We start from the raw sequence: 22665 nt of genomic DNA on the forward strand, positions 1-22665 counted from the left end.
ATCAGACACTCGCCACGTTCGCCGCCCGGGCCAGCGTGGCGACAATGTCTTTAGCGACATCAGGATGCTGACACACCGAAAGCGGGCTTGGGTGCGGCATGGCGAACAGCCTGACCTCGGGGCGATGATGCTCGATTTCGGGTGCAGCTCTTTGAGCCACGCGTCCAGCCAAGACCACGACGCGCAGGCACGGGAGCAGATCCATTACCTCTTTCAGCACTGTGACGCCCTCTGTGATTTTCGAGCGGGTGATCGCTTCGGCAGGACTGTCCAGCTCCGGCAGCCACGGATAGATATTCCACAAAATGGTCTGCTCACGCGCGAGGCACGCCTGTTCAAGGAAGCGCTTCAGGTTGCGCTGGGAGGGCCCTGTGTTGTCGCGGGAAACGAAGCGTGGCCACGAGCAATCCCTGGCCGGAGATTCCAGCAATATCAGAACAGGCGCATCGACCCCACCATCCAGCGGATCAAAGTACGGCAGTCGTCTAGCTCCCAGGCTCCGGGCGTCTACCCACTTGTTCAGAATACCAGCAGGCTGGGAGTACAGACGATGTCTGCGGGTATCTGGAATATTCATCTAGTCTCTAGGCGTCGAGGGGAAACCGTGCTCGCGTCAACGATTGCAAAGCACTATTTACGTGACAATCGCGCGAGTGATATGTTGCTTCCAAGGAGATGGCATTCCTCCTCACAACCGCCCCGTGCTGATGATGCCTACGTGAACCCTGGACAGGGTGCGTAGGTGTGCCCCCTGTCCGCGAATCTAGGACAGGAAATTGACTCAAAATTCCGTATTAACTCTCTATCGCAATCTGCGGTTATCAGCACCTCCTCGGCCCTACCAGCTTCGAGGAGATTTGCAGTCATGCTGAAATCACTCTTTGTCATCGCCATCGGCGCATCACTTGGTGCCTGGTTGCGCTGGCTCTTGGGTATGAAGCTCAACGCTCTGTTCCCGACTATTCCCCCAGGCACTGTAGTGGCGAACATGGTCGGGGGATACATCATTGGCCTAGCCATCGCGCTCTTGGCCGCATCTCCCTCCTTAAGTCCAGAATGGCGCTTGCTGATGATCACGGGCTTTTGTGGGGGACTTACCACCTTTTCCACCTTTTCAGCCGAAACAGTTGCCCTCATCCAAGAAGGAAGATTGCTGTGGGCGCTCGGCTCAATTTCATTGCACGTCGTAGGTTCCTTAGCGATGACCGCTGCCGGACTACTTTCCTACCAAATGATTGGTACTCGCTGAGGAAATTGAAATGAAAGGCTATATGGTCGTTTTCTTCACCCAACAAAACCGTCGTTATCAAGGAAAGATGCTCGGCGAATGGATCGTCGACATAGCTAAGGAAATGGGGCTGCGCGGTGCCACGCTATGCACCGGAATCGAAGGTTTTGGACACACTGGAAAACTTCACTCATCGCACTTTTTTGAGCTGGCTGATCAACCTACCGAGATTCGCTTGGCAATGACGGAGGAGGAGTCAGAGCTATTATTCAATCGACTGGACTGTGAGGAAATTTCGGTGTTTTTCACAAAAACGCCAATCGAGATGGGCACACTTGGAAAAGCGCCTTCCAGCGCAGCCCCGTCTACAACTTCGGAGCTATGAACATGAGCTATACGGACATTTCAGCTGGTAAAGCGATTCCCGATGACTTCTTCACGTAAGCGTGTGACGAAGTCACCTTGCATGGTTCAGGTCTGCGTATGTCCCCTCACATCTGATTTTTTTGGTTGCTGGCCGGCATCATATGGCGGTAGCGAATGGCAGGCCTCATACTCAACCAGGCGCGCTTTAGCCCTCACTACTCGACAGTTACTCCAGAGGTTCAAATGGTTCAACCACGCCCTATCGTCTCGACTGGAAATGTCGGGTTTGACTCAGTCCTGAAAGGTGGGCTACCCAGCAATCGTCTTTATTTGCTCGAGGGTACGCCGGGTTCGGGAAAGACAACGCTAGGGTTACAGTTTCTGCTGGATGGGGTTGCCGCTGGCGAGCAAGTGCTATACATCACTCTTTCTGAAACCAGCGAGGAGCTTGAGAGTGTTGCCCACTCTCACGGCTGGTCGCTGGACGGTATTGATTTGTTTGAGTTCTCTTCCACTGAGGAGGTCTTGGGCGAAGACTACCAGCAATCAATCCTGCACCCCTGGGAGGCAGAGCTTGGGGACACCATCAAGCTCATTCAACAACGGGTTGATAAGCTCGAACCAAAGCGTTTGGTTTTCGACAGCCTTTCTGAAATGCGCCTTCTGGCTCAAGACCCTCTTCGTTATCGCAGGCAGGTGTTAGCGCTCAAGCAATATTTTGCGGGGCGAGATATTACAGTGCTGTTGGTGGATGACCTGACGGCATCCAACGGCGAGCGAGATAACCACTTGCACAGCCTCTGTCACGGAGTGATCACCCTAGAGCGACTGACGCTTGATTTCGGAGCTGCTAGAAGGCGTCTTCAGGTGCAAAAGCTGCGTGGTGTAGATTTCATCGCAGGGTTTCATGATTTCACGATCCGTAAAGGTGGCCTTGAGGTGTACCCACGCCTGATTGCATCCACCCACCATCTAGACTTTAAAGCGGAAACTGTTGCAAGCGGAGTGAGTGAGTTAGATGAGCTGTTGGCCGGAGGGCCGCTGAGGGGTACCAGCACGCTCGTCACCGGCCCTGCTGGCTCAGGTAAGACGACTATTTCGCTGGCGTACCTGAGCGCTGCATGCCGACGGGGTGAGAAATGCACCATCTACGAGTTTGACGAGCGGATTGGCACGCTGATCTCTCGTGCAGACGGCATGGGCATGGATTTGAGCCGCTACGTTTCAAGCGGTCAGTTGGTTATTCAACAAATAAACCCAGCAGAAATCTCCCCCGGTGAGTTTGCTTGGCGTGTCCGAGCCGAGGTCGAGCAGCGTGGTAGCTCCATGATTGTCGTTGATAGCCTCAATGGCTACATGGCGGCGATGCCACAGGAACAACAACTGATTTTGCAGATTCATGAGCTGCTTTCCTACCTTAGCCAGCTCGGGGTCGTGACCTTCCTGATCAATCCTCAGCATGGGTTGGTCGGCTCTATGTCCACTAATCTCAATGTGTCCTATGTGGCGGATGCCGTCATCTTGATTCGTTTCTTCGAAGCTCAGGGCCGCCTGCGCAAAGCGATATCCGTGCTCAAACACCGAGGTGGCGCACATGAGGACGCTATTCGAGAGCTTCGGATTGACTCGAGAGGAGTGCGCGTTGGCGAACCCTTGTCCAATTTCCGAGGGGTTCTGACCGGGACACCCGAATACTTTGGCACTGACGTTCCGCTGATGGAAGGCCGAAAGCGTGTTGAATAACCCGGTCGCTGATGACAAGAGATTGCTGGTTGTGGCTCCTTTCAAAGGAGACGCACTGAGTCTGGGAAAGCTGTTTGGTGATAGATATCCAATAGACGTCCATCAGGACTTGCTCTCTCTTTCGTTAGCACTGGGCGAGGGAACCGGGCTGGTGATACTCACAGAGGAGTGCCTCTATGGCGATGTGGCAAGTCTTGCTGGCGCGCTAAATAATCAGCCAGGCTGGTCTGAGATACCTATCATATTGCTTGCATCAAGCAATGGGCGCTCTGGAAGGGATACAGAGATGGCAAGGCGCCGTCTGCCTAAATCAGCAGGTCACGTGATCGTTTTAGAGCGCCCTCTTAGCTCAACGTCACTCTTGAGCGCTGTCGCTGCCGCGTGGAGCTCTCGTGAGCGTCAATTTGAAATGCGCGAAAGCCTGAATCAACTGGCAAAAGAGCGAAGCCGTCTCGGCATTTTGCTCGAAAATATTCCCATAGGAGTCTGTTTTATGGATACGGAGGGGGCTTCGGTGATCAGCAACCCTCTATACCGTAAATATGTCCCGGAAGATGTGATTCCCTCCAGGCAGCCAGATGGCGCGGCCCGATGGGTCGCGCTGGATGATGAGGGAAGAAGACTTGATCCTCACATGTATCCGGGTGCGAGAGCACTGAGAGGCGAACCTGCGACGGGAGTGGATTTCTATCACACGCTCGACGGTAAGCAGGAATCGTGGATGAGGGTCAGTGCAGTGCCGCTCTATGATGACACCCGCCAGATCATCGGTGCGGCATCGGTCATTGTCGACATTAACGAAGAAAAGCAGGCAGAGCTAAGTCTTCGTCGGTTCAATGAAGAGCTTGAAGTTCAGGTCAAGTTGCGCACTCAAGAATTGAGTCAAGCGGTTGAGCGGCTGAAAGCGGAAAGTGAAGAAAGAGCCCGAGCCGAGGATCAGCTGCGACAGTCATTGAAAATGGAGGCAGTTGGTCAGCTGACTGGTGGCATTGCACATGACTTCAACAACATGCTCACTGGCGTCATCAGTGCGCTCGACTTGATAAAAGTACGCATGGCGAAGGGAAGAGTCGACGGTGTTGAGCGATTCATGGATGCGGCGCTGACCTCTGCGAACCGAGCAGCATCGTTGACACATCGATTGCTGGCGTTTTCCCGACGCCAATCCCTGGATGCCAAGGCCGTTTCCGTCAATCACCTCATCGGATCACTTGAAGACCTGCTTCGACGAACAGTGACAGAGCAGATTTTGCTCAAGCTAGACCTTTGTGCCGAAGAGCCTTGGGTGTTGGTCGATACGAACCAATTAGAGAATGCCATTCTGAACTTGGTCATTAATGCCAGGGACGCCATGCCCAATGGCGGAACGATATCCATCGTTACCCAGGTTGAGCCAGCCCTTGAGGCAAGCACCAATACCATGGTGAGAATGCAGGTCAGAGACACTGGGTGTGGTATCGCACCCTCCCTTCTAGAAAAGGTGATGGAGCCATTTTTTACCACCAAGCCCATCGGACGAGGTACGGGCTTGGGATTATCTATGGTGTATGGGTTTGCCAATCAGAGCAATGGCAGCCTGTCCATCGACAGTGTAATGGGTGTGGGTACGACCGTTTCAATCTGCTTGCCAGAAAACACTAAAGCTGAGTTTGAACAATCGAAGCATTCTGAAATTGCCGCCATGGGCCAAGGCCAGTGCATCCTCTTGGTCGAAGACGATGATTCTGTGCGATTAATCAACCAGGAGGTTCTTGAAGAGCTTGGTTATCGGGTTTATGTAGCGCGGGATGGGGAAGAGGCACTGAGAGTCTTCAATGGTCTGGCAGATATAGATATTCTTCTCACAGACGTAGGCCTGCCTGGTATGAATGGCCGTCAGTTGGCTGAGGTTATGCAGCAACTGAAACCGCGTTTGCCAGTACTATTTTTGACAGGGTACGCAGAGGGCGCCATGGCTCGGGCGGACTTCCTTGGCCCGAGCATGCAGTTGATGACCAAACCCTATACCTTGGAAATACTCGCCAGTCGAGTAGCAAGCATGCTGGCGGAGGATCAGCTCATCTCTGATGACTTAGCTCGTTCGGAGTCGACTACGGGCTTCTATTGAAGTTTGGAAGCACGATGCGCATGCTTTATGAGGATGTCGCCATGCAAGAAAGGCCTAGCGCAGCTAGGCAGATGTCCACTTGTGCGGTAGTAACTCCATAATCTCACTCGCCCGCTGCGTCGGTAGGCGCGTGAGAACATCCTTAAGATACACATACGGATCGTGGCCATTGAGCCGCGCAGACTGGATCAAACTCATGATCGCCGCTGCCCGTTTTCCGCTGCGTAGCGACCCTGCAAAGAGCCAGTTCTTGCGTCCAAGAGCCCATGGCCAAATCTGGTTTTCCGCCCAATTATTATCAATGGGTACGGCCCCGTCGTCGAGGTAGCGCGACAGCGCTGCCCAGCGTTTCAGGCTGTAATCGAGTGCTCTGCTGATAGCCGAACCTTCGGGCACGAGATCGCGCTGGGCGATCATCCAAGCATGCAGCATGTCCATCACTGGTACGGCCTTTTCTTGCCGTATTCGACGACGTAAATCCGGTTCCAGGTCGCGGACTTCGCTCTCGATTTCGTAAAGCAACTGGATGTAGCGCAAAGCCTGCTCGGCGAGCTGGCTCTTGTTGGTGGCGTGCAACTCGAAGAACTTGCGCCTCGCATGGGCCATGCAGCCGATTTCGGTAACGCCAAGTTCGAAGCTTGCCTTGTAACCGCCAAAATCATCACAGACTAACTTGCCCTTCCAGTCTTTCAGGAAGTTGCGAGCATGTTCTCCGGCACGGCTAGGGCTGAAGTCGTAAACCACCGCTGCCAAGTCCGAGAACTGGCTGGTAGCGTAGGCCCACACATAAGAACGGTGGGTTTTCTTCGAGCCCGGAGCGAGCATCTGTACCGGTGTTTCATCGGCGTGAACGACCTGCTGCCTGAGTACCACGTTGCGCAGCGCATCGACCAGAGGCTGCAATTGGACGCCAGTAACACCAACCCATTGAGCCAATGTTGAACGTGGAATCGCCAAGCCAGCTCGACCGAAGATTGATTCCTGACGGTAAAGAGGCAGATGGTCAGCGAATTTCGCGATCATGACGTGGGCAAGCAGCCCAGCGGTCGGGATGCCCTTGTCGATGACCTGTGCCGGTACCGGAGCTTGGATCAATGTTTCGCAGTCATCGCAGACCCATTTGCCACGGACATGGCGCTCAACAGTAAACACGCCAGGCGCGTAATCAAGCTTCTCGCTAACATCCTCACCGATGCGCTTGAGTACGCAGCCGCACTGGCAGTGAGTATTGTCCGGTTCGTGATGGATCAATGTGCGTGGAAACTCTGCCGGCAATGCCGTGCGCTTGGGCTTTTGCTTTTTATCGGTCGCCGTCGGTGCTGTTTGCAGGGCTTGAAGCTCTGCTTCAATTGCCGCGATATCGGTATCGATCAGGTCATCTAGCAGACTGGCCTGCTCAGGATTCATCTGCTCGCTGCGCTTGGCAAACTTCAATCGCTTGAGCTGCGCGATCTCGTGAGTCAGTCTCTCTATGACCGTTTGATCACGGTTGATTTTGTTGCCCATGGCCTCGACTTGCGACAGCAACTGCGCTGCCAAAGCACGCAGTTGGTCGGGGGACATTTGGTCGAGATTGGGCGAAGAAGTCATGTCCCGGATTTTGCCAGAGCAGGCGTTTCGCGGCGATAGATCGATAGGCTAATGGCAGCCGTTAAAGCAGTGTGATCGCGCCACCGGAGCCCGCGCGTTGCCAGGGCAGCCCTACTACCAAGGCTTGGAGTTGCTCGGAATCCAACTGCATTTCAGAGCCATGGCGAATACCTGGCCAGTGGAACTTCCCCTGGTTCAGCCGACGAGCAGCCAGCCAGATCCCGAAGCCGTCATGCACCAGCACTTTCATGCGATTGGCGCGGCGGTTGGCAAATAGATAGGCACAGTGCGGCTTAGCCGCACCGAACACCGCGATCACTCTGGCCAAAGCAGTCTCGGTACCTGCTCGCATGTCCATCGGTTCGGTGGCGAGCCAGATGGAGTCGATGCGAATCATCGCAGAAGGTCTCGAAGAAAGGTCACGCAAGCGGCAGCATTTTCCGTTGGCCAGTTCACTTTGACGGTGCCGCGCGGGTGCTGGATCTCAACGCAGATATTCGGCGATGCGGATTGCGAAATTGCTCCAGCCAGCTGCATGGGCAACGGAATGAAAGCAGGTTGCAGCGCCGTATTTTGCTGCGTGTGTAACCGAATCCATTTATGGACGAGGTTTGCGTTGAGGCTATGGCTGAGCGCGATGCTGGCAATCGAAGCGCCTGGCTGGGCACACTCTTGAATGACCTGGGCTTTGAAGGACTTGGAATAGGAACGGCGTGTTGTCTGCATGAAATACCCACTTAAAAGGCTATAACTGGTGCCCACTTAAATTTAAGTGCACACCATGTCTTGGCTTTGCAGGGTTGGGTAGGTGACTTGGCCGGACGGATACATTGGGCATCATCAATGATTTCGCAATCCAGTAAGGCGAGGCAATACCCGGTGGCATGAGCATAAAGATTTTCAGCATTACTGACGCTTATGGCTGCCTGAATCTCCAAAATACTGGCATTCGCTCGTACAACAGCTGTCATGGAATTGATCGGCATGAAGTTACTCTCTGTAGCTCGACATGAAAATCTCTCAATTTCAGGCGCTCAGGTACTAGGTAATGGTCGATATGCGGGTCTTGGTGTGCATGGGGTCCCGACATGATCGAACGGATGCCACCTGAAAGAATTGCCACTCAAGCGAATAGCCAGCCTCCATTTTCCTCCAGTTGGCTCACCAGCGCCTTGCGCACCACTCCACAGTTCAGCAAGACAAGAAGTGAGTCCCCACGGTTAAGTCAACTCTCTGATCCTGCTCGTAAAATCAGAGACCTGCTCAGGAGAAAGACAGTTCAAATTAGAGAAACGCTCGAGGTGAAAGATGAGCGCTTCTCGGCTGCCATGCTGGCCGGCGATGATACGACGGCACGTTCTCTCTAGGATCAATCGCGCCATTTCTGGGTTGTCGATTTTTGAAGCATCGAAAGCCAGGGCAATGGAGACGGCTAATTCACCCAATTTTGGATGGGTAATTTGGAGAGTATGAAGAGCAATCACTTGCCGGTCCGTAATGGGTAAGGGCACAGGGCTTCCATCAGGTGTGTGCAAACGGAAAATAGTAGCACGACACAACAGATAGTGAGGTTCTGGCGCGCATCGATTGGAAAAAAATCACTTGGCTGGCTTGCCTATGAAAGCAGATTGAAAGCAGCACTCAAGTTATTGTTCAAAGGGGACTGAATCTGTGTGTAGGTTATGACTGCCGACAAGGGGTTACCTAGATACTGGTGCAGAATTTGCCCACAGTAGATCTGCAAAATTTATCTCCGAATAAACTCAGCTGTACATGCTGTAAAATTGCCAAAGATAAATAGCTGGTTAAATTACTCTTTGGTAGCGAAGGAATGACAGAGTGTTAGGGCTAATCGAATAGACGAAAACTCAGTGCTCATGCTAACAATAGGCTGCTGTGATTTGTGTGTAAAACAATTCGGGAATGGGCAGCCGAAAGCGCTTAAGATTACAAGAGCATCCCTTACTATTTTTGAGGCCTATGTAAGAACCCTTACAGATTGCCATCACTGTAATTGAACCCTAAAATCTTTCAAATTGAATTGCTCTAGGTATTTTCCTACAGCAGATAAATTTGTCCAGGTACGAACTATTTGACGTCGTGAACTTATGGGTATCCAGGTAGCTGCATTACCACTCAAGCGAATAGAAACCCGCCATTTCTCATCCTGCCGGCTTACAACAACCTCTCGTACGCCATCAACAGAAGACAAAACGTGTAATGTTTCTTCCCGAAGCCCGTAAGGCATATTTGTGCAAGACCTTTGATTTTTTAGGTAAACTCTGAGACATCATCAGATAATGATCAGTTCAAAAAAAAAATGAAATTTATAATCTGCTAAACTAAGGCCTCGTGCATGTCTGCACACCCTTCAGCAAGGGAAAAATGTACACCTCTCAAAATCAAACCTCAAACTTTTTATTTATTTAAGATGATGCAAATACCTAATTAAATACTGTAGCTAGGTTAACAAATTTTGTGAAATGTAACGCAGATGATTCAATGCTGTCACTTAGGGTTCAGGCACGGGTAAACGTGCAAGCCTGTGCTAACTCCAGTTCATGCCAGAGCGTCGTGATGACTTCTACTGAGAAACTTTTAAAAAAACTATTAAAAATCATACAGTTAACCATAAAAATACTATCATCGAGGTAACCGCACCCACCTTTTCCAAGGTGTGTTAATGTGAATTTCTTAGTACGATTTTCTCGCATCTATCAGGTTTTCGCATCACACCGTTGAGCTTATATTCTAATTATGAGATAAGGCACCTTGAGGAGTACAAAATCTATAACTCACACTCATACCAAATTTATAGATATCGTGCTTAAAATAGCACATGGATAATTGAACGAATAAAACTCACAGCTAATTCAAAAAATTACCCACACATAAATTTTGAAAAATGAACTTTAATTCTTGGTAAAATCAATGAGCTCTACAACATCGAAAATCCATTCATTGCTTTCACTCGAAGAGCGCTCCGCCATTGCGGAAATCGAAGCAACTACAGATATTTTAAGACTGGTTACAAAACTTACTAGAATGCGGTTCGCTGCAATTGCAAAATTTGCCGACAAGCAATGGGTCACATGCTCCGTATATGATCCTCTCAACTTAGGAATCGAGGAGGGTCACGCATACGATCTGGAAACTACAATTTGTAGTGACTTTTGCATAAATCCAGAAGCTTTATTCATTCCTCAAATAAGCAAAGAGCCTCGTTATTCCATAAGACCAATCGTTAAGCGTTTTGATTTAGAAAGTTACGCAGGCGTTCCCATCTTACTCCCAGATGGCCATTTATTTGGAGCTCTTTGCGTCCTAGATTCTGACTTTGTCAATTTTGAAGATGCTGATTTGCGTGAAGTTTTGGGGATTTTTGCTAAGCTCATAGGCTGTATTTTCTTTGCAAACTCTTCATCTGCTGCTGATGAAAATTAAAAACATGTGCCATACAGAACACTTTAAATTATAAGGATTGAAGGATTGCCACTTAAAAAATGCATTTTTTATATTAGCCTTGTAAGCTTTATAGATAGCATGGCACATCCAGCTAATTTTTTGATGCATTGCTCAATCCTCTCCTTTTAATCAGTGAATTCGTCACAGGCCGGCTTGCAAACACATGAGCCGTGGAAAAAGTGCCTGCGCCATTTTTTGCCCCATGCTATACCGCTTGTACCCGCTCGACTCAAGCATCTTCAGACGATGCCGATAGTATCGTCATACCGACCACAATCCGCTGGTAAATGCCTAAATTTTTGGCATTTTTTCGGTTGACTTGACAGGACTCCTGTATGACATGGCTTCGAGATGCAAAGCTATCCACCAAGCTCATTAGTACCTTCAGCTTGTGTGCGTTTATCACCTTGGGAGTCGGATTACTAGGCGGCAATGGGGTTAGTCAACTTTCAGATAGCTTGAGGCTTGTTTTTTCAAACAATCTTGTATCGGTCGCTAAGACTGCCGAGGCTAAAAGCAAAACGATAGCTCAACTCAAGGATCTTTATGCGCTGATAGCCGCCTATGCTGAGAATGATTCTCAGGTCGCCAAAGATACGATCCGCACAAGCATGATGACCAACCTTGCAGAAAGCGAGAAAGCGTTCTCGATCTATCGTCAAACACCATTGGCCGACGACGAACGTGCTGCCGCCGACAGGATGGAAATAGATTGGCCGATTTATCAGGCAAAGGTTCAGCAGGTGCTTTCCGTACTAGACTCTGGAGACATTGCGTCTGCACGCAGACTTATGTCTGGGGATATCCAGCAGAGCTACCGAGAGATACTCAGCGAACTGACTGTCATGGTCGAGTCGAATAATCGTCAGATCCAGGAAGGCGCAAAGGCTGCTGATGAGCAAGAGGAAGCGGTGTTAGCGACTTTGTATGCAGGAATCGCCTTTGCATTTATTACGGCATTAGCGCTTGGGTTTTTCATGAGTCGATTGATTAGCCGTCCTATTGGCATAGCTATGGCTAACGCCAGGTTGATTGCCAAAGGTGATCTGACTCACAGCATCAGCAGTTCAGCACAAGATGAGACAGGGCAGTTACTCACGGCTTTAGGGGAAATGCAGGAGGGCCTCAAAACAACCATCCATCAGATCGCAGATGCATCGAACCAGCTCGCCTCGGCAGCGGAAGAGTTGAATGCCGTCACCGAAGATGGAAGCCGCGGACTGTTGCGTCAAAATGATGAGATTCAGCAGGCCGCAACGGCCGTAACCGAAATGACCTCTGCTGTTGAAGAGGTTGCGCGCAATGCCATTTCCACTTCGGAAGCGTCGAAGGCAGCCAGTCATCAGGCAACTGATGGTCTTACGCAAGCTCGCAATGCTGTCAGTGCGGCCAATAACGCAACCTCTGAAATCCAGTCATCGACCACGATTGTAGAGGACTTGGCAGTAAAAATTCGTGACATTGGAAAAGTGCTAGACGTCATCCGCGGTATCGCTGAGCAGACGAACCTCTTAGCACTTAACGCAGCCATTGAGGCTGCTCGTGCAGGTGAGCAGGGCCGTGGCTTTGCTGTGGTCGCGGATGAAGTCAGAGCCCTGGCAGCTCGGACCCAGTCCTCCACCGGTGAGATCGAAGGCATGATCGGTGCGGTACGCTCTCAAGCAGATCAGGCGGTAGCGGCCATGGGGAAAAGCCAAGGGTTGGTGGCCGATACGCAGGTACTGACAAAGGCTACAGGAGATGCACTTCAATTGATCGCTAACGGCATTGCACAGATTAACGATCGAAACCTGGTCATTGCCAGTGCCTGCGAAGAACAGACTCATGTTGCACGTGAGGTAGACCGGAACCTGCTTAACATCCAGGATCTTTCAACGCAGACGGCCGCAGGAGCCCATCAAACCAGCGCATCGACTCAAGACCTCTCTCGCCTGGCAGTTTCATTCAATGACTTGGTGAGTCGCTTTAGGCTTTGAAAATCTCATCTGTCTATCGCTCGCATCGGCTAGCTCAAAGTGCTCGAAAACCATGTTTAGTCATAACCCGCTTTGAAAATGGTCTCAAAGCACTCAGGGTCGGAGTGTCGCCTCTCTAAAAAGTCTTTTAGTCACCACCACTGGCTTCCATTGCGAATAAAGTAAGTTTTTGCAAGAATTGAGAATTATTTACATTAGTGATTCTCGCAATGGCAGCCCATTCTGGTATCGCCTGCTCCAAACTAACTGCCCGGCATAACCTGCTGCATCAGCTGTTCGGCGACCACCATGGGTGGTTGTATCAGCGCCTGCGGGCAAGATTGGGCTGTCCGAGCGATGCAGCCGACATGGCCTCGGAAACCTTTGCCCGAGTGGTGGCACTGGATGACCCTCATTCGATTCGCGAGCCGCGAGCGCTGTTGACGACCATCGCCAAACGGTTGATGTATGCCAGTTGGCGACGGCATGAACTGGAACGCGCCTATGTGGAAGCGTTGGCTTGCGAGCCTGAACAGTTTGCCCCTTCAGCAGAACAACAAGCGTTGGCCATCGAAACGCTGGTCGAAATCGATCGTTTGCTTGAAGGCTTGTCTTCCCGTGCCCGTGCAGCCTTTTTATACAGTCAACTCGATAACCTGACATATGCCGAGATTGCCCAAGAACTGGGCGTGTCTGCACCACGGGTTCATCAGTATATCGTCCAGGGGTTACGTGCCTGTTTGAAGGTGCACTCATGAAGGATGATTTACCTGCTGCCCTGGAGGAGGCCATTGACTGGATGGCGTGTCAGCGTTCCGGCTGTTTCGATGCGCAACAGCAACAGTCTTTCGAGCAGTGGCTCACGGCAGACCGGCAGCATCAGGAGGCTTGGCAACAGTTGCAACAGCACTTGCAGGCAACTTTTGCCGGTGTCGATGGCTTATCGGGCCGGATGTTGGTCAAGGACCGAGCGATACGTCGTCGTGTCTTCCTGAATGGAGCGTTGGGGTTGACCGGGTTGGCTGCCGGCGGTTATTGCCTGACCCGCCCGGGCTGGCAACTGGCGCAGCTACGCTCTGACATGAGTACCGGCACCGCCCAGCGTGAGCGCATCGTTTTACTAGATGGTTCCTCTCTGCTTCTCAACGCGCAAAGCGCGGTGAAGCTGCATTTCGAGGGGCGCAAGCGCGACGTTGAATTGCTCGACGGAGGTGTTATCGCCGATGTCCGCGCCAGTGAGCGGGAGGCCCTGCGCCTGCGTTCTCCTCAAGGCGTCACGAGCATGGCCGAGGGGCGCTGCATGATGATGCTGCTCGCAGATGAAACCCATATCTGGGCGTTGCACAAAAATCTTTGGGTGACCTACCAAAATGGCTTGGGCCTGACGCTTAAGCAAGGACAAGGCGTTCGCCTGACCGCTAATAGCGTTGAGCCGCTCGGGACGTCCGCGAGCAGTTCGTCAGCCTGGTCGCAGGGCATGCTGGAGGCACATAACCAGACGCTTAAGACAGTTGTAGACGCACTGCGACCCTATCACCGAGGCGTGCTAACGATCAGCCCCGAAGCTGCACGTTTGAAGATCTCCGGTGTGTTCAGTCTTGATCAAAGTGACGAGGCGCTGGCTGCAATGGCCGATGTTCTGCCCTTGCGTATTGAGCATTTCCTGGGACTCTGGACTCGCATAGACGTCGGCTGAGATCGTTCAGAAAATATTCTAGCTCCGGCTCTTAATATTTCGTTGGCTCATCGCTCAAGGAAGACAGTGCTGTGCTATTTGCAGCTGTTATGTCCTGACACCGGAGAGTCATTCATGCGTCCCCAGCTTTTTTGCCCGTTGGCCATTGCCGTCAGCGTTGTTGTTATGCCTGTAAACATTACCTTCGCTGCAGACTCGGCTAGCACCCTTGCGCGGCAAATGTATGCATTGCCAGCAGGTCCCCTGGAAACAACGTTGATTACGATCGGTCAGCGCAGCGGCCATCGGGTGGTGATGCTGCCCGATGACGTCAAAGGACGGCAGGCCCACGCGGTATCTGGCGAGTTAACGGCGGAGCAGGCTGTCGAGCAAGCATTGCAGGGCACCGGCCTATCGTTAATGATCAGTGGCAGCGGTGCTTTGAGCGTACAGCCTGAGACAGGAACGCTGACCCTGGGGGTGTCGACAATTAACGCAGTGTCCGACCAGGAATCGGCTTACGGCCCAGTCTATAACTATGTAGCCAAACGCGCGGCCAGTGCCACCAAGACTGACACTCCCCTGATCGAAACGCCACAGTCGATATCCGTGGTTACCCGCGCTGAAATGGATGATCGTAAGAGTGACACTCTGGCCGACGCTCTGGGTTATACCCCAGGATTTGTCAGCCAACCCAATGGCTTCAGCCGGGTGGCGGACGATTACACTTTGCGTGGTTTCAACGTCGGTTCCGGGACTGGCGGTATTCTGCTAGACGGCATGAAACTGCAGTCCAGCGTCTATGATGGTGGCATCGAGCCCTTCGGGCTGGAGCGCGCCGAAGTACTCAAGGGTGCGTCCTCGGTCCTGTATGGCCAACTGTCGCCGGGTGGCTTGATCAACGCCGTGAGCAAACGCCCCACTGATACCCCGTTGCACCGAGTGAGTGCCGAGTACGGTAGCCATGATCGCAAGCAGTACACCTTCGACCTGAGCGGCCCGCTTGACGAGCAGGGCGAGTTCTCCTATCGACTCGATGGCTTGTGGCGAGACGCCGACACTCAGGTGGACCACATCCGCGATGACAAACGCTACATCGCCCCTTCGTTCACCTGGAAACCGAATGACGACACCTCGCTGACCTTGCTTGCTAGCCATACAGAGGCGTTAACCGGCCTGACGCCACCACTCACGTATGCCATGACCACTTACAGTCCGATCCCGGGTCGCAAAATCGGCCGTGAGGATTTCGTCGGCGAGCCAGGTTACGATCACTTCAACAGCCGCATCGACACCCTGGGTTATATTTTCGAGCATCGCTTCAGTGACGCTCTGAAAGTCCGCCATGCCCTGCGCTATTACCAGTCCAACGTGTCATGGAATTATCTGCTGCCGTTCAGCATTTCGGGCAACACGCTGAACCGTCGCTACAGCGAACGTGAAGAGCGCTCCACCGGCTGGACCAGCGACAACAACGTCGAGTGGACGATCGACTCAGGCCGCTGGCACCACACGCTGTTGGCGGGTGCGGACTACTACCATAAGACTTACGACACTCATCGTCATATCAGCGCGACGGTTGCTCAACTGGCGCCCAGTCTGGACCTGTCCACCTTTGCCTATACCGGGGTGGGGGCTAATACGGCACCAGAGTCGGGCTGGGATATTCACAGCCGTCAGGCAGGCGTTTATCTGCAAGACCAGATCACCTTTGACGACCGTTGGGTGTTCTTGCTGGGTAGCCGCCAAGACTGGGCGGAAAGCCGCAATTACTCCTTCGTCAATGGCAACCGTACGCCGCGAAGTGATCAGAAACCCACGGGGCGCATAGCGTTGCTGTACCTGTTCGATAACGGCGTGGCGCCCTATGTCAGCTACAGCCAGTCATTCCAGCCTGCCGATGTAGCCAACCCAGGCGTGGCGGAGACGTTCGATCCGATCGAAGGCGAGCAGTACGAGGTAGGTATTCGCTATCAGCCGCCGGGCAGTAATACGATGCTTAGTGCGGCAGTCTACGAGCTGACCCAGACCAACGCGATCACCTATGACGCCTTATCCGCACACTATGAGCAATACGGCAAGAGTCGTTCCAAGGGACTCGAACTCGAAGCCAAGACCGAGCTGAACGAGAACCTCGGCATCACGGCGGGTTACACCTACACGGACGCTCACGTACTGGAAGACAACGTCGTCACCAACGTCGGCAAACGCCTTGAAGGGGTGCCGTACCACAACGCTTCGCTATGGACGGATTATCGTCTGGCGACGTTCGGGCTGCCAAAGATCAAGGTCGGCCTGGGTGCGCTATACACCGGCACTACCCGGACCACACCGACCATTACTGATCGCAAGATTCCAGCTTATACGCGCTTCGATGCACGGATCAGTTACGACATCGACGAAAATTGGCAGTTGGCCGCGAAAGCACAGAACCTGACCAATGAGTCCTACCTGTCGTGCACCACATCGTGCCGTTACGGCGATCAACGCAGTGTCATTGGTTCTGTGAGCTACCAGTGGTAGGTCGCAGCAAAGCCTCACTGTCCGGTCGTTACAGGGTTGCAGTGCTCTCACGAGTCTTGGCGGCAGTGATTGGCGGATATTTACTCGTCACTCTATTTACTGCCTGCCTGACGCTTTTTTTACCTCTTATCGTGTCACAGCCTCGCGGCGAGACTGTTCTGGCCGCAACGCTGCCGGCATTCCTGATTCTATGCGTTGCCGTGGTTTGGGCGTTCGCGGCGCGCTCGGCATGGCGTGCCTGGCTGGGGCTGTCTGTGACGTGTCTGCTATTGGCTCTAGGCTACGTATCGCTCTCAGAAACATGGCTGTGGAGCGTTGCGCGATGAAGCAGGGCTTCAGACAAAGCATGGCCTGGCTACATACCTGGTCAGGACTGATCGTTGGCTGGTTGTTACTGGCGATTTTCCTGACAGGTACCGCTAGCTACTACCGCAGTGAAATCACCGTGTGGATGCATCCGGAAATTCGTACATCCGAGCCGCTCAGTGAATCTGTTGCGCTTAAGCAGGCAATGGACTGGCTGGCTCAGAACGCTCCAGATGCCACGTCATGGTTGATCGATCTGCCAGCGGAGCGGCTGCCCGTGACGCAAATAATGTGGCAAGACGCAGGTCAACGACGCTACGACACTCAATGGCTTGATCCAGCTTCGGGACAGCCTTTCACCACGCACAAAACATTCGGAGGAGATTTCTTCTACGGCTTTCATTTCCAGCTGAGCCTGCCGTCACAAATCGGTCGCTGGATCGTTGGTGTGGCCAGCATGGCGATGCTCATTGCCATTGTCAGCGGGGTCATTATCCATCGGCGTATCTTCAAGGATTTCTTCACCTTTCGCCCCGGGAAAGGCCAACGCTCCTGGCTGGACGCGCACAATACCCTGAGCGTGTTGGCACTGCCGTTCCATACCCTGATCACTTACACCGGGCTGGTCACCCTGATGTTCATGTATATCCCGTGGGGCGTCGAATTGCTGTATGGACCTGACCGTGCAGCGTTCTTGAGTGACGTTCGCGACTTCAGCCCGCCTTTGGCGCGAGCCCCGCAAAGGGATGCTCTGCCTTCGTCCGCCATCCTCGTCGAACACGCCTGGCTACATTGGGGACAGGGCCATATCTCGCGAGTATCGATTAGCGCGCCGGGGGCCATCAATATGCGAATCGAATTATTCAGGGATACACAGGATCAGATTTCGTCGCAGCCTCAACGGCTGTTACTTGATGGGGCTCAAGGTCAGTGGGTGCAGACAGGCGTGACAGGGCCGGTCAAGGCGTTCTATGGCGTGATGTACGGACTGCACCTGGCACACTTCGCCGAACCATTGCTGCGAGCGCTGTTATTTCTTAGCGGGCTGGGCGGCAGTGCGATGATCGCCACCGGCTTGCAGCTGTGGGTGGTCAAGCGCAGAGGGACTTCTACACGTAGGGTCTATAGGCAAATCGAGGGACTGAATATCGCGACGATTCTCGGTCTACCGATGGCCATGGTGGCATTTCTCTGGGCGAACAGGCTGCTGCCCGACAAAATGCCCGCCCGTGACATTGGCGAGATACAGGTATTCTTCGGCGTCTGGCTGCTCACGCTGGTGTACGCTCAACTGCGCTCGCCTCGAAACGCCTGGCGTGAGCAGGCGCTGCTGTGCGCGCTGACGTGTGCTGGATTGCCTGTGCTCGATGCTCTCACCGGTCCGGACTCGATGAATGGGCTAAACCTGGTTTGCGGTCTGCTGGCCACCGCCTTCGCATACGTATCCTGGCGGCTTTATCGAGATGAGAAAACGCATAAACCGGCAGATCGGTTGCCTGCCGCAGCACCGCGTCAGCGTGGACCCTACTCATGAGCGCAGTCATATGGAGCGCTTTGCTGTACGCGGCCCTGGTATCTCTATCACTGTCGTTTGACAGACACCGTCGTGACGTTTTCAAGGACCGACAGACACGCCCGGGTAAACGCCTATCGCGGTGGCTAGGGTTCGTGGGCATTGCGGGATCTCTGATCATTTGTTTGATGAGCGCACCCGGCGGCGAGTCATGGGTATTGTGGTTCTGCATGTTCGCTATTATGAGCTGTATAAGCACTATCGCGCTGTCGTACGTGCCGCGCCTGGTCGCGATGTCGGCAAAAATCGCGCTGACGGTATTTTTTGCCGCTGGAGCCTTTAGATTTTTCTTTTGATCCATCAGAGGCAAGGGACGTCTGCTTTTGACCAACTGCGGCGACTAAAGCGGCTATCGACTCAATAAACAGACAGAGGTCGGCGATTCGGTCCATATCTGGAGATTTCAGTGAATAGGATCGGCTGCCTACCAGATCTGCGCGCTACCCTGAAATCTGAACTCAACTGTAGTGGTAGCGAATTGTCGGCATACTCGAGTGTGGGTGTGATTCTTCTATGTTTGTAAATAGATAGAGCGGGATCTCGGCTCGCGCATCAATCACAATATGCTCATCGCAGCACCGGTCGGATCGGTCTACCACAGATCCTGGAACACGAACCGTTCCAGCGCGCTCCAATGGCTCGTCGGCTTCCGCCATTTCGTACAGGTCCTGTCATTCGTAGACATAGGCGCACTTTGTCGTAATACATCCCGCAAAGGGTTCGACATAGCAGCTGTGCTGAAGGAATAGCGAAAAGATGCGATCAGCCAGCCGACGTTTACCGCCGAGCCACGGGACGATGGGTACGGGTACATGACGAACCTCGATGCAGGGGAGCCGAGCTTGATATTACTGTTTATAAATACAGTTTAGCCACCGCAATTTCATATTCAGCAAAGTCCTGGCAGACAAGACAAATATCTCAAAATGCATGCCTCCACCGAAGGCACTGGGCGATCGATTAAGCGCAGATACATTCGAAGCCCCGCGCGCACGCGCGCCCGGTTGAGCCGGCAGGTGGCGCAGCCGCCTGGGGGCGATTTATCCGGGTCTTGGCGCCCGTTAGGGTGGCGAAGCCAGGACAGGGCAGCTTCATCGCCCTGGCCCGCCTAGACGGGGTTGTACCGCGATTTCAAGCACACACGTTCCGCGCCGTACCGAAGGTACGAAGTGCGCGGGCATTTATGCTCTACGAGGGGTTCTACACCTCGTAAATCCTTGTTTTTACCCGAAGGGGAATACTGACTCGGGTATAAAATTTCATTTATTTCAACACCCACGGCCGCTGCTGTACCAGCAAGGTCATTTGGCGGTGATTTAGGCTCAAAATCTGCCGTCGGCGTGGTTCTGTCATACCTCACCCTGGTGCCGTGAAAAATCAGTCAAATCGCAGGCGAGCGAAAGCCTCCGCGTGAGCGGATGCAATTAAAAATTCCCTACAAAGGGATTACCTGGTTTTTTGCGCGACCTTGGCCAGCAACGCATCCAGCGAGCTGGAGACGTCCGCGCCGGTCTTGGTCCTGAAGGCTATAGGCTGTGGGCTGGCCACAGCCGGCAGCCCTGCGGCCTTGGCCACTGGAGCAGCCTCCAGCGCTTCCTTGGCTTGCCAGCGTTTTCTGGACACGTCACGGCGCAGCTGCTCTTTCGAGTGCCGCTCCATTTCGCTCAGACGCGCCTGGCCGATCTCGCGCAGTTGCTCGTCGCGACGTTTCTTCGCTGCCTTCTGCACGCGCTCGAAGACATAGCCCAGGCCCAGGTCGTTCCAGAACAGTTTGGTAAACCGGATCAACACGCGAGTACGCACCAGGTGCAGACCGTTGTCGTCGGTTTCATCCAGGCGCACGCGCTCGATCCGGCGGTACACGTAGCCGGCAGCGTCCAGGGTCTTGAACAGCCGGCACAACGCCGGCGCCGACAGGCCGGCATCCTTGGCGATATTGCACTGGGTATTGAGCACGTAGCGCCCATTGGCCGGATCGATGTAGCCCAGCACGCTGGTCGCCAGGTCCAGGCGAACCAGCAACTGCTCGGACACCTGCTGCAGGGCTGCAAATTTTTCCCGGCGCGTACGGCGGTCACCGTGTACCCGGTCCAGGCGGCGCAGGTACTTGCCACGATTGTCCAGCATATGGCCCAGACGATCATGCGCCTGGCGAATCAGGGGGTTTTTGAGCTGTTGCTCAGAGAGGTAACGAGGTGCGGCATATTGATCGGGCAGAGCCCGTGCCGATCGGCGCAAGGCCGAGTGAGGATCTGAGGGGGCGAGCCGTACGGCTTTGAGCCGGCTCATGGCTGAACATCCTGGCCAGGGCGGCCACCGATTTCAGCCCAGCATGAAGCAAAGGGGGTTGAGGAAATCATTTCCATAGTCCGCGTCTTAGCGGTGAACTGATGGCTTCACATTTTGCGGCTTGCAAGAAGCCACTGTGAACGCCATAATCAGCTCACGTTGATGTGTGTTGAGCAGGTATCCGGTTCGCAAACGGCCTGTTCAAGATTTTCCAAAAAGCCCCGCCTGCAAGCGGGGCTTTTTGGTTTCTGCATTTCATGAATCTACATCGTGTTTTTCTCGTGGATAAAGCTTCGCCGGATAGTATCACGCCAAAGTTCCCCTTAGGTCTTTAAAATCCACTGTATACATATACAGCAAGGCAAGCCCCGCAACAAAATGCTGCAGGGCTTATCAAGGACTTACACCAATTGCCAGGTGAAGCGATAAGGGTCCATGAACGGGATGTCATCGTCGAAACTGTCGAAATCGGCGGCAGGCTGAGCGGTCTGTTGCGATGCAGGACGTGACTCACGCTGAGGTTGTTGCTGAGGTGCAGACGCCGGTCGCGCTTGCTGTGGACGCGGTGCCGACTGGGCGTATTGCCCACCCTGATTCTGGTTCTCGTTCTGAGGTCTTCCGCCCAGCAGCTGCAGGGTGCCCTGCATGTCGACGACAATTTCTGTCGTATAGCGCTTGATCCCGTCCTTTTCCCATTCGCGCGTGTGCAGCTTGCCCTCGATGTAGGCCTGCGAGCCTTTGCGCAGGTATTCGCCGGCGATTTCAGCGACCTTGCCGAACAGCACTACACGGTGCCATTCGGTCTTCTCTACTTTCTGACCGCTCTGCTTGTCGGTCCACTGCTCACTGGTGGCCAGGCTGAGGGTGGTCACGGCATTGCCGTTGGGCATGTACCGGACCTCTGGATCCTGACCGCAAGAGCCGACTAGGATGACTTTGTTTACGCCGCGTGCCATAGGGATCTCTCCGAAGTGCTTTAAATGAGGCAGGGAATTACGCGCAGACAGGTAAATACCCGCCGCGCTGGGCCTGCTGGTGATGTGTGGTTTGGCTGAACGTTGTTATTGGCCCCAGGCAGGGCCAAATCTGTCGTCTGGTACAGGGGGCTGCGCGGGTGTGTATCGGTCCGATTTTCCAGAGCCTGGCTTTTCTTCGGGCGCCTTTACATGCTGCGCGGCATAGTCCTCCAGACGCTGCCGGCCTACCGCCAGTTCGTGCGCCTGGCTGACCTGAACGGTGTAGCCCTTGCCTTTGACAGGAATTGAATTCAACGCTGTGTGCCAGAGCAAGGTGCTGCGCACGGCAGCACCGGGTTGCCGGCACCAGACCTGCTGCCATTCCTGCTGCAGGTCGATCAACGTGGCCAGAGCCGGATCGATCAGTACCAGGTTGCTCAGCTCGGCATGGCCAGGCTTCATTTTCAGGGTGCGCAGGATCTTCTGGATACGATCGGCCCGAGGGTAACTGCGCTGAACATTCGGCGGTGCAGCGGCCAGCAGTTCCTCCAGCTCGGGCGGATTTACCTCGATGAACCGGTTGATACGGATGGCTTCCTTGGAAAGCTTATCCACGTCAGCGATGTACATCGAACTGCCGCGTATGACCTCACCTTTGAACAGCGTGATGTTTTCACCCTCTTGGAGTTGCTGGACTTCCTCGACGGTGACTTTTTGCTGCTCGCGCAGGTTCAGGGAGCCGGATTCCTCCCAGCTGCCTCCCAGCAGACCACCTTCGTGGACCATACCGCTGACCTCGGCCTGGTACTCCTTGCCGGCCATCAACTGCAGGATTTCCAGGGTGTCTTTGGGGTCCATGATCTTGCCGGTGATGCGGGTACCCATGTTG

At 53.6% G+C, this 22665-nt stretch carries 20 protein-coding genes, 3 pseudogenes and 1 riboswitch; of the genes and pseudogenes, 13 read left to right on the plus strand and 10 right to left on the minus strand.

Annotated elements, in window-relative coordinates; translation table 11 throughout:
• Position 1 precedes the first annotated feature (1 nt).
• Positions 2–577 (minus strand): uracil-DNA glycosylase, encoded by a 576-nt coding sequence (locus ACYAS9_RS16360; RefSeq protein ID WP_463569318.1) that lies wholly within the window; start codon positions 575–577, stop codon positions 2–4.
• Positions 578–662: 85 nt separating this feature from the next.
• A riboswitch (Fluoride riboswitch) is annotated at positions 663–724 on the plus strand.
• A 141-nt stretch (positions 725–865) separates the two neighbouring features.
• Here ACYAS9_RS16360 and crcB point away from each other — a divergent pair.
• From crcB to ACYAS9_RS16380, 4 genes are all read left to right on the plus strand, one after another.
• Complete coding sequence (gene crcB, locus ACYAS9_RS16365; RefSeq protein ID WP_463569319.1) at positions 866–1249, plus strand: fluoride efflux transporter CrcB; 384 nt, start codon at positions 866–868, stop codon at positions 1247–1249.
• Positions 1250–1259: 10 nt separating this feature from the next.
• Positions 1260–1613 carry a DUF190 domain-containing protein gene (locus ACYAS9_RS16370; protein ID WP_463569320.1) on the plus strand — a complete coding sequence of 118 codons (354 nt, stop codon included), beginning with the start codon at positions 1260–1262 and terminating at the stop codon, positions 1611–1613.
• A gap of 224 nt (positions 1614–1837) precedes the next feature.
• The gene (locus tag ACYAS9_RS16375; RefSeq protein WP_463569321.1) at positions 1838–3337 is read left to right on the plus strand and encodes an ATPase domain-containing protein; all 1500 of its coding nucleotides are present in this window, start codon (positions 1838–1840) and stop codon (positions 3335–3337) included.
• Entirely contained in the window at positions 3327–5444 is a 2118-nt protein-coding gene (locus ACYAS9_RS16380; RefSeq protein ID WP_463569322.1) for an ATP-binding protein, read from the plus strand. The genes ACYAS9_RS16375 and ACYAS9_RS16380 overlap by 11 nt, the downstream gene beginning before the upstream one ends.
• Before the next feature lie 63 nt (positions 5445–5507).
• Here ACYAS9_RS16380 and tnpC read toward each other — a convergent pair whose 3' ends face one another.
• The 5 genes from tnpC to ACYAS9_RS16405 form a co-directional block, all read right to left on the minus strand.
• Positions 5508–7034, minus strand: a complete 1527-nt coding sequence (gene tnpC / locus ACYAS9_RS16385) for an IS66 family transposase (RefSeq protein WP_463569323.1) — start codon at positions 7032–7034, stop codon at positions 5508–5510.
• A gap of 61 nt (positions 7035–7095) precedes the next feature.
• Positions 7096–7431 carry an IS66 family insertion sequence element accessory protein TnpB gene (tnpB, locus tag ACYAS9_RS16390; RefSeq protein WP_463569324.1) on the minus strand — a complete coding sequence of 112 codons (336 nt, stop codon included), beginning with the start codon at positions 7429–7431 and terminating at the stop codon, positions 7096–7098.
• The gene (gene tnpA, locus ACYAS9_RS16395) at positions 7428–7760 is read right to left on the minus strand and encodes an IS66-like element accessory protein TnpA (RefSeq protein WP_463569325.1); all 333 of its coding nucleotides are present in this window, start codon (positions 7758–7760) and stop codon (positions 7428–7430) included. The genes tnpB and tnpA overlap by 4 nt, the downstream gene beginning before the upstream one ends.
• Positions 7761–7771: 11 nt before the next feature.
• Positions 7772–8020 carry a hypothetical protein gene (locus ACYAS9_RS16400; protein ID WP_463569326.1) on the minus strand — a complete coding sequence of 83 codons (249 nt, stop codon included), beginning with the start codon at positions 8018–8020 and terminating at the stop codon, positions 7772–7774.
• A 234-nt stretch (positions 8021–8254) separates the two neighbouring features.
• Positions 8255–8545 (minus strand): hypothetical protein, encoded by a 291-nt coding sequence (locus ACYAS9_RS16405; RefSeq protein WP_463569327.1) that lies wholly within the window; start codon positions 8543–8545, stop codon positions 8255–8257.
• 1420 nt (positions 8546–9965) lie between these two features.
• Here ACYAS9_RS16405 and ACYAS9_RS16410 point away from each other — a divergent pair.
• The 9 genes and pseudogenes from ACYAS9_RS16410 (at position 9966) to ACYAS9_RS16450 (ending at position 18827) form a co-directional block, all read left to right on the plus strand.
• A complete protein-coding gene (locus ACYAS9_RS16410) occupies positions 9966–10478 on the plus strand; it encodes a GAF domain-containing protein (protein ID WP_463569328.1) in 513 nt (170 codons plus the stop codon).
• Between the two features lie 356 nt (positions 10479–10834).
• Positions 10835–11617 (plus strand): annotated as a pseudogene (locus ACYAS9_RS16415) (MCP four helix bundle domain-containing protein); the annotation flags it as partial.
• A complete protein-coding gene (locus ACYAS9_RS16420) occupies positions 11612–12475 on the plus strand; it encodes a methyl-accepting chemotaxis protein (RefSeq protein ID WP_463569338.1) in 864 nt (287 codons plus the stop codon). The pseudogene ACYAS9_RS16415 and the gene ACYAS9_RS16420, both read left to right, overlap by 6 nt.
• A gap of 209 nt (positions 12476–12684) precedes the next feature.
• Positions 12685–13212, plus strand: a complete 528-nt coding sequence (locus tag ACYAS9_RS16425; RefSeq protein WP_463569329.1) for a sigma-70 family RNA polymerase sigma factor — start codon at positions 12685–12687, stop codon at positions 13210–13212.
• A complete protein-coding gene (locus ACYAS9_RS16430) occupies positions 13209–14150 on the plus strand; it encodes a DUF4880 domain-containing protein (RefSeq protein WP_463569330.1) in 942 nt (313 codons plus the stop codon). Before ACYAS9_RS16425 ends, ACYAS9_RS16430 begins: the two co-directional genes overlap by 4 nt.
• 114 nt (positions 14151–14264) lie before the next feature.
• Complete coding sequence (locus ACYAS9_RS16435) at positions 14265–16652, plus strand: TonB-dependent siderophore receptor (RefSeq protein ID WP_463569331.1); 2388 nt, start codon at positions 14265–14267, stop codon at positions 16650–16652.
• Between the two features lie 200 nt (positions 16653–16852).
• Positions 16853–16978 carry a DUF3649 domain-containing protein gene (locus tag ACYAS9_RS16440; RefSeq protein ID WP_463569339.1) on the plus strand — a complete coding sequence of 42 codons (126 nt, stop codon included), beginning with the start codon at positions 16853–16855 and terminating at the stop codon, positions 16976–16978.
• Complete coding sequence (locus tag ACYAS9_RS16445) at positions 16975–18492, plus strand: PepSY-associated TM helix domain-containing protein (protein ID WP_463569332.1); 1518 nt, start codon at positions 16975–16977, stop codon at positions 18490–18492. The genes ACYAS9_RS16440 and ACYAS9_RS16445 overlap by 4 nt, the downstream gene beginning before the upstream one ends.
• Positions 18489–18827, plus strand: coding sequence for a DUF3325 domain-containing protein (locus tag ACYAS9_RS16450; RefSeq protein ID WP_463569333.1), 339 nt, complete (start codon positions 18489–18491; stop codon positions 18825–18827). The genes ACYAS9_RS16445 and ACYAS9_RS16450 overlap by 4 nt, the downstream gene beginning before the upstream one ends.
• Positions 18828–19238: 411 nt before the next feature.
• Here the strand turns inward: ACYAS9_RS16450 and ACYAS9_RS16455 are convergent.
• The 4 genes and pseudogenes from ACYAS9_RS16455 to ACYAS9_RS16470 all read right to left on the minus strand — a co-directional run.
• Positions 19239–19358 (minus strand): annotated as a pseudogene (locus tag ACYAS9_RS16455) (DNA adenine methylase); the annotation flags it as partial.
• Between the two features lie 619 nt (positions 19359–19977).
• Complete coding sequence (locus ACYAS9_RS16460; RefSeq protein ID WP_463569340.1) at positions 19978–20748, minus strand: hypothetical protein; 771 nt, start codon at positions 20746–20748, stop codon at positions 19978–19980.
• Between the two features lie 473 nt (positions 20749–21221).
• Complete coding sequence (locus ACYAS9_RS16465) at positions 21222–21776, minus strand: single-stranded DNA-binding protein (protein WP_463569334.1); 555 nt, start codon at positions 21774–21776, stop codon at positions 21222–21224.
• Positions 21777–21881: 105 nt separating this feature from the next.
• Positions 21882–22665: pseudogene (locus ACYAS9_RS16470) on the minus strand (hypothetical protein); the annotation flags it as partial.

The sequence above is a fragment of the Pseudomonas sp. HP_08 genome (assembly GCF_055284095.1).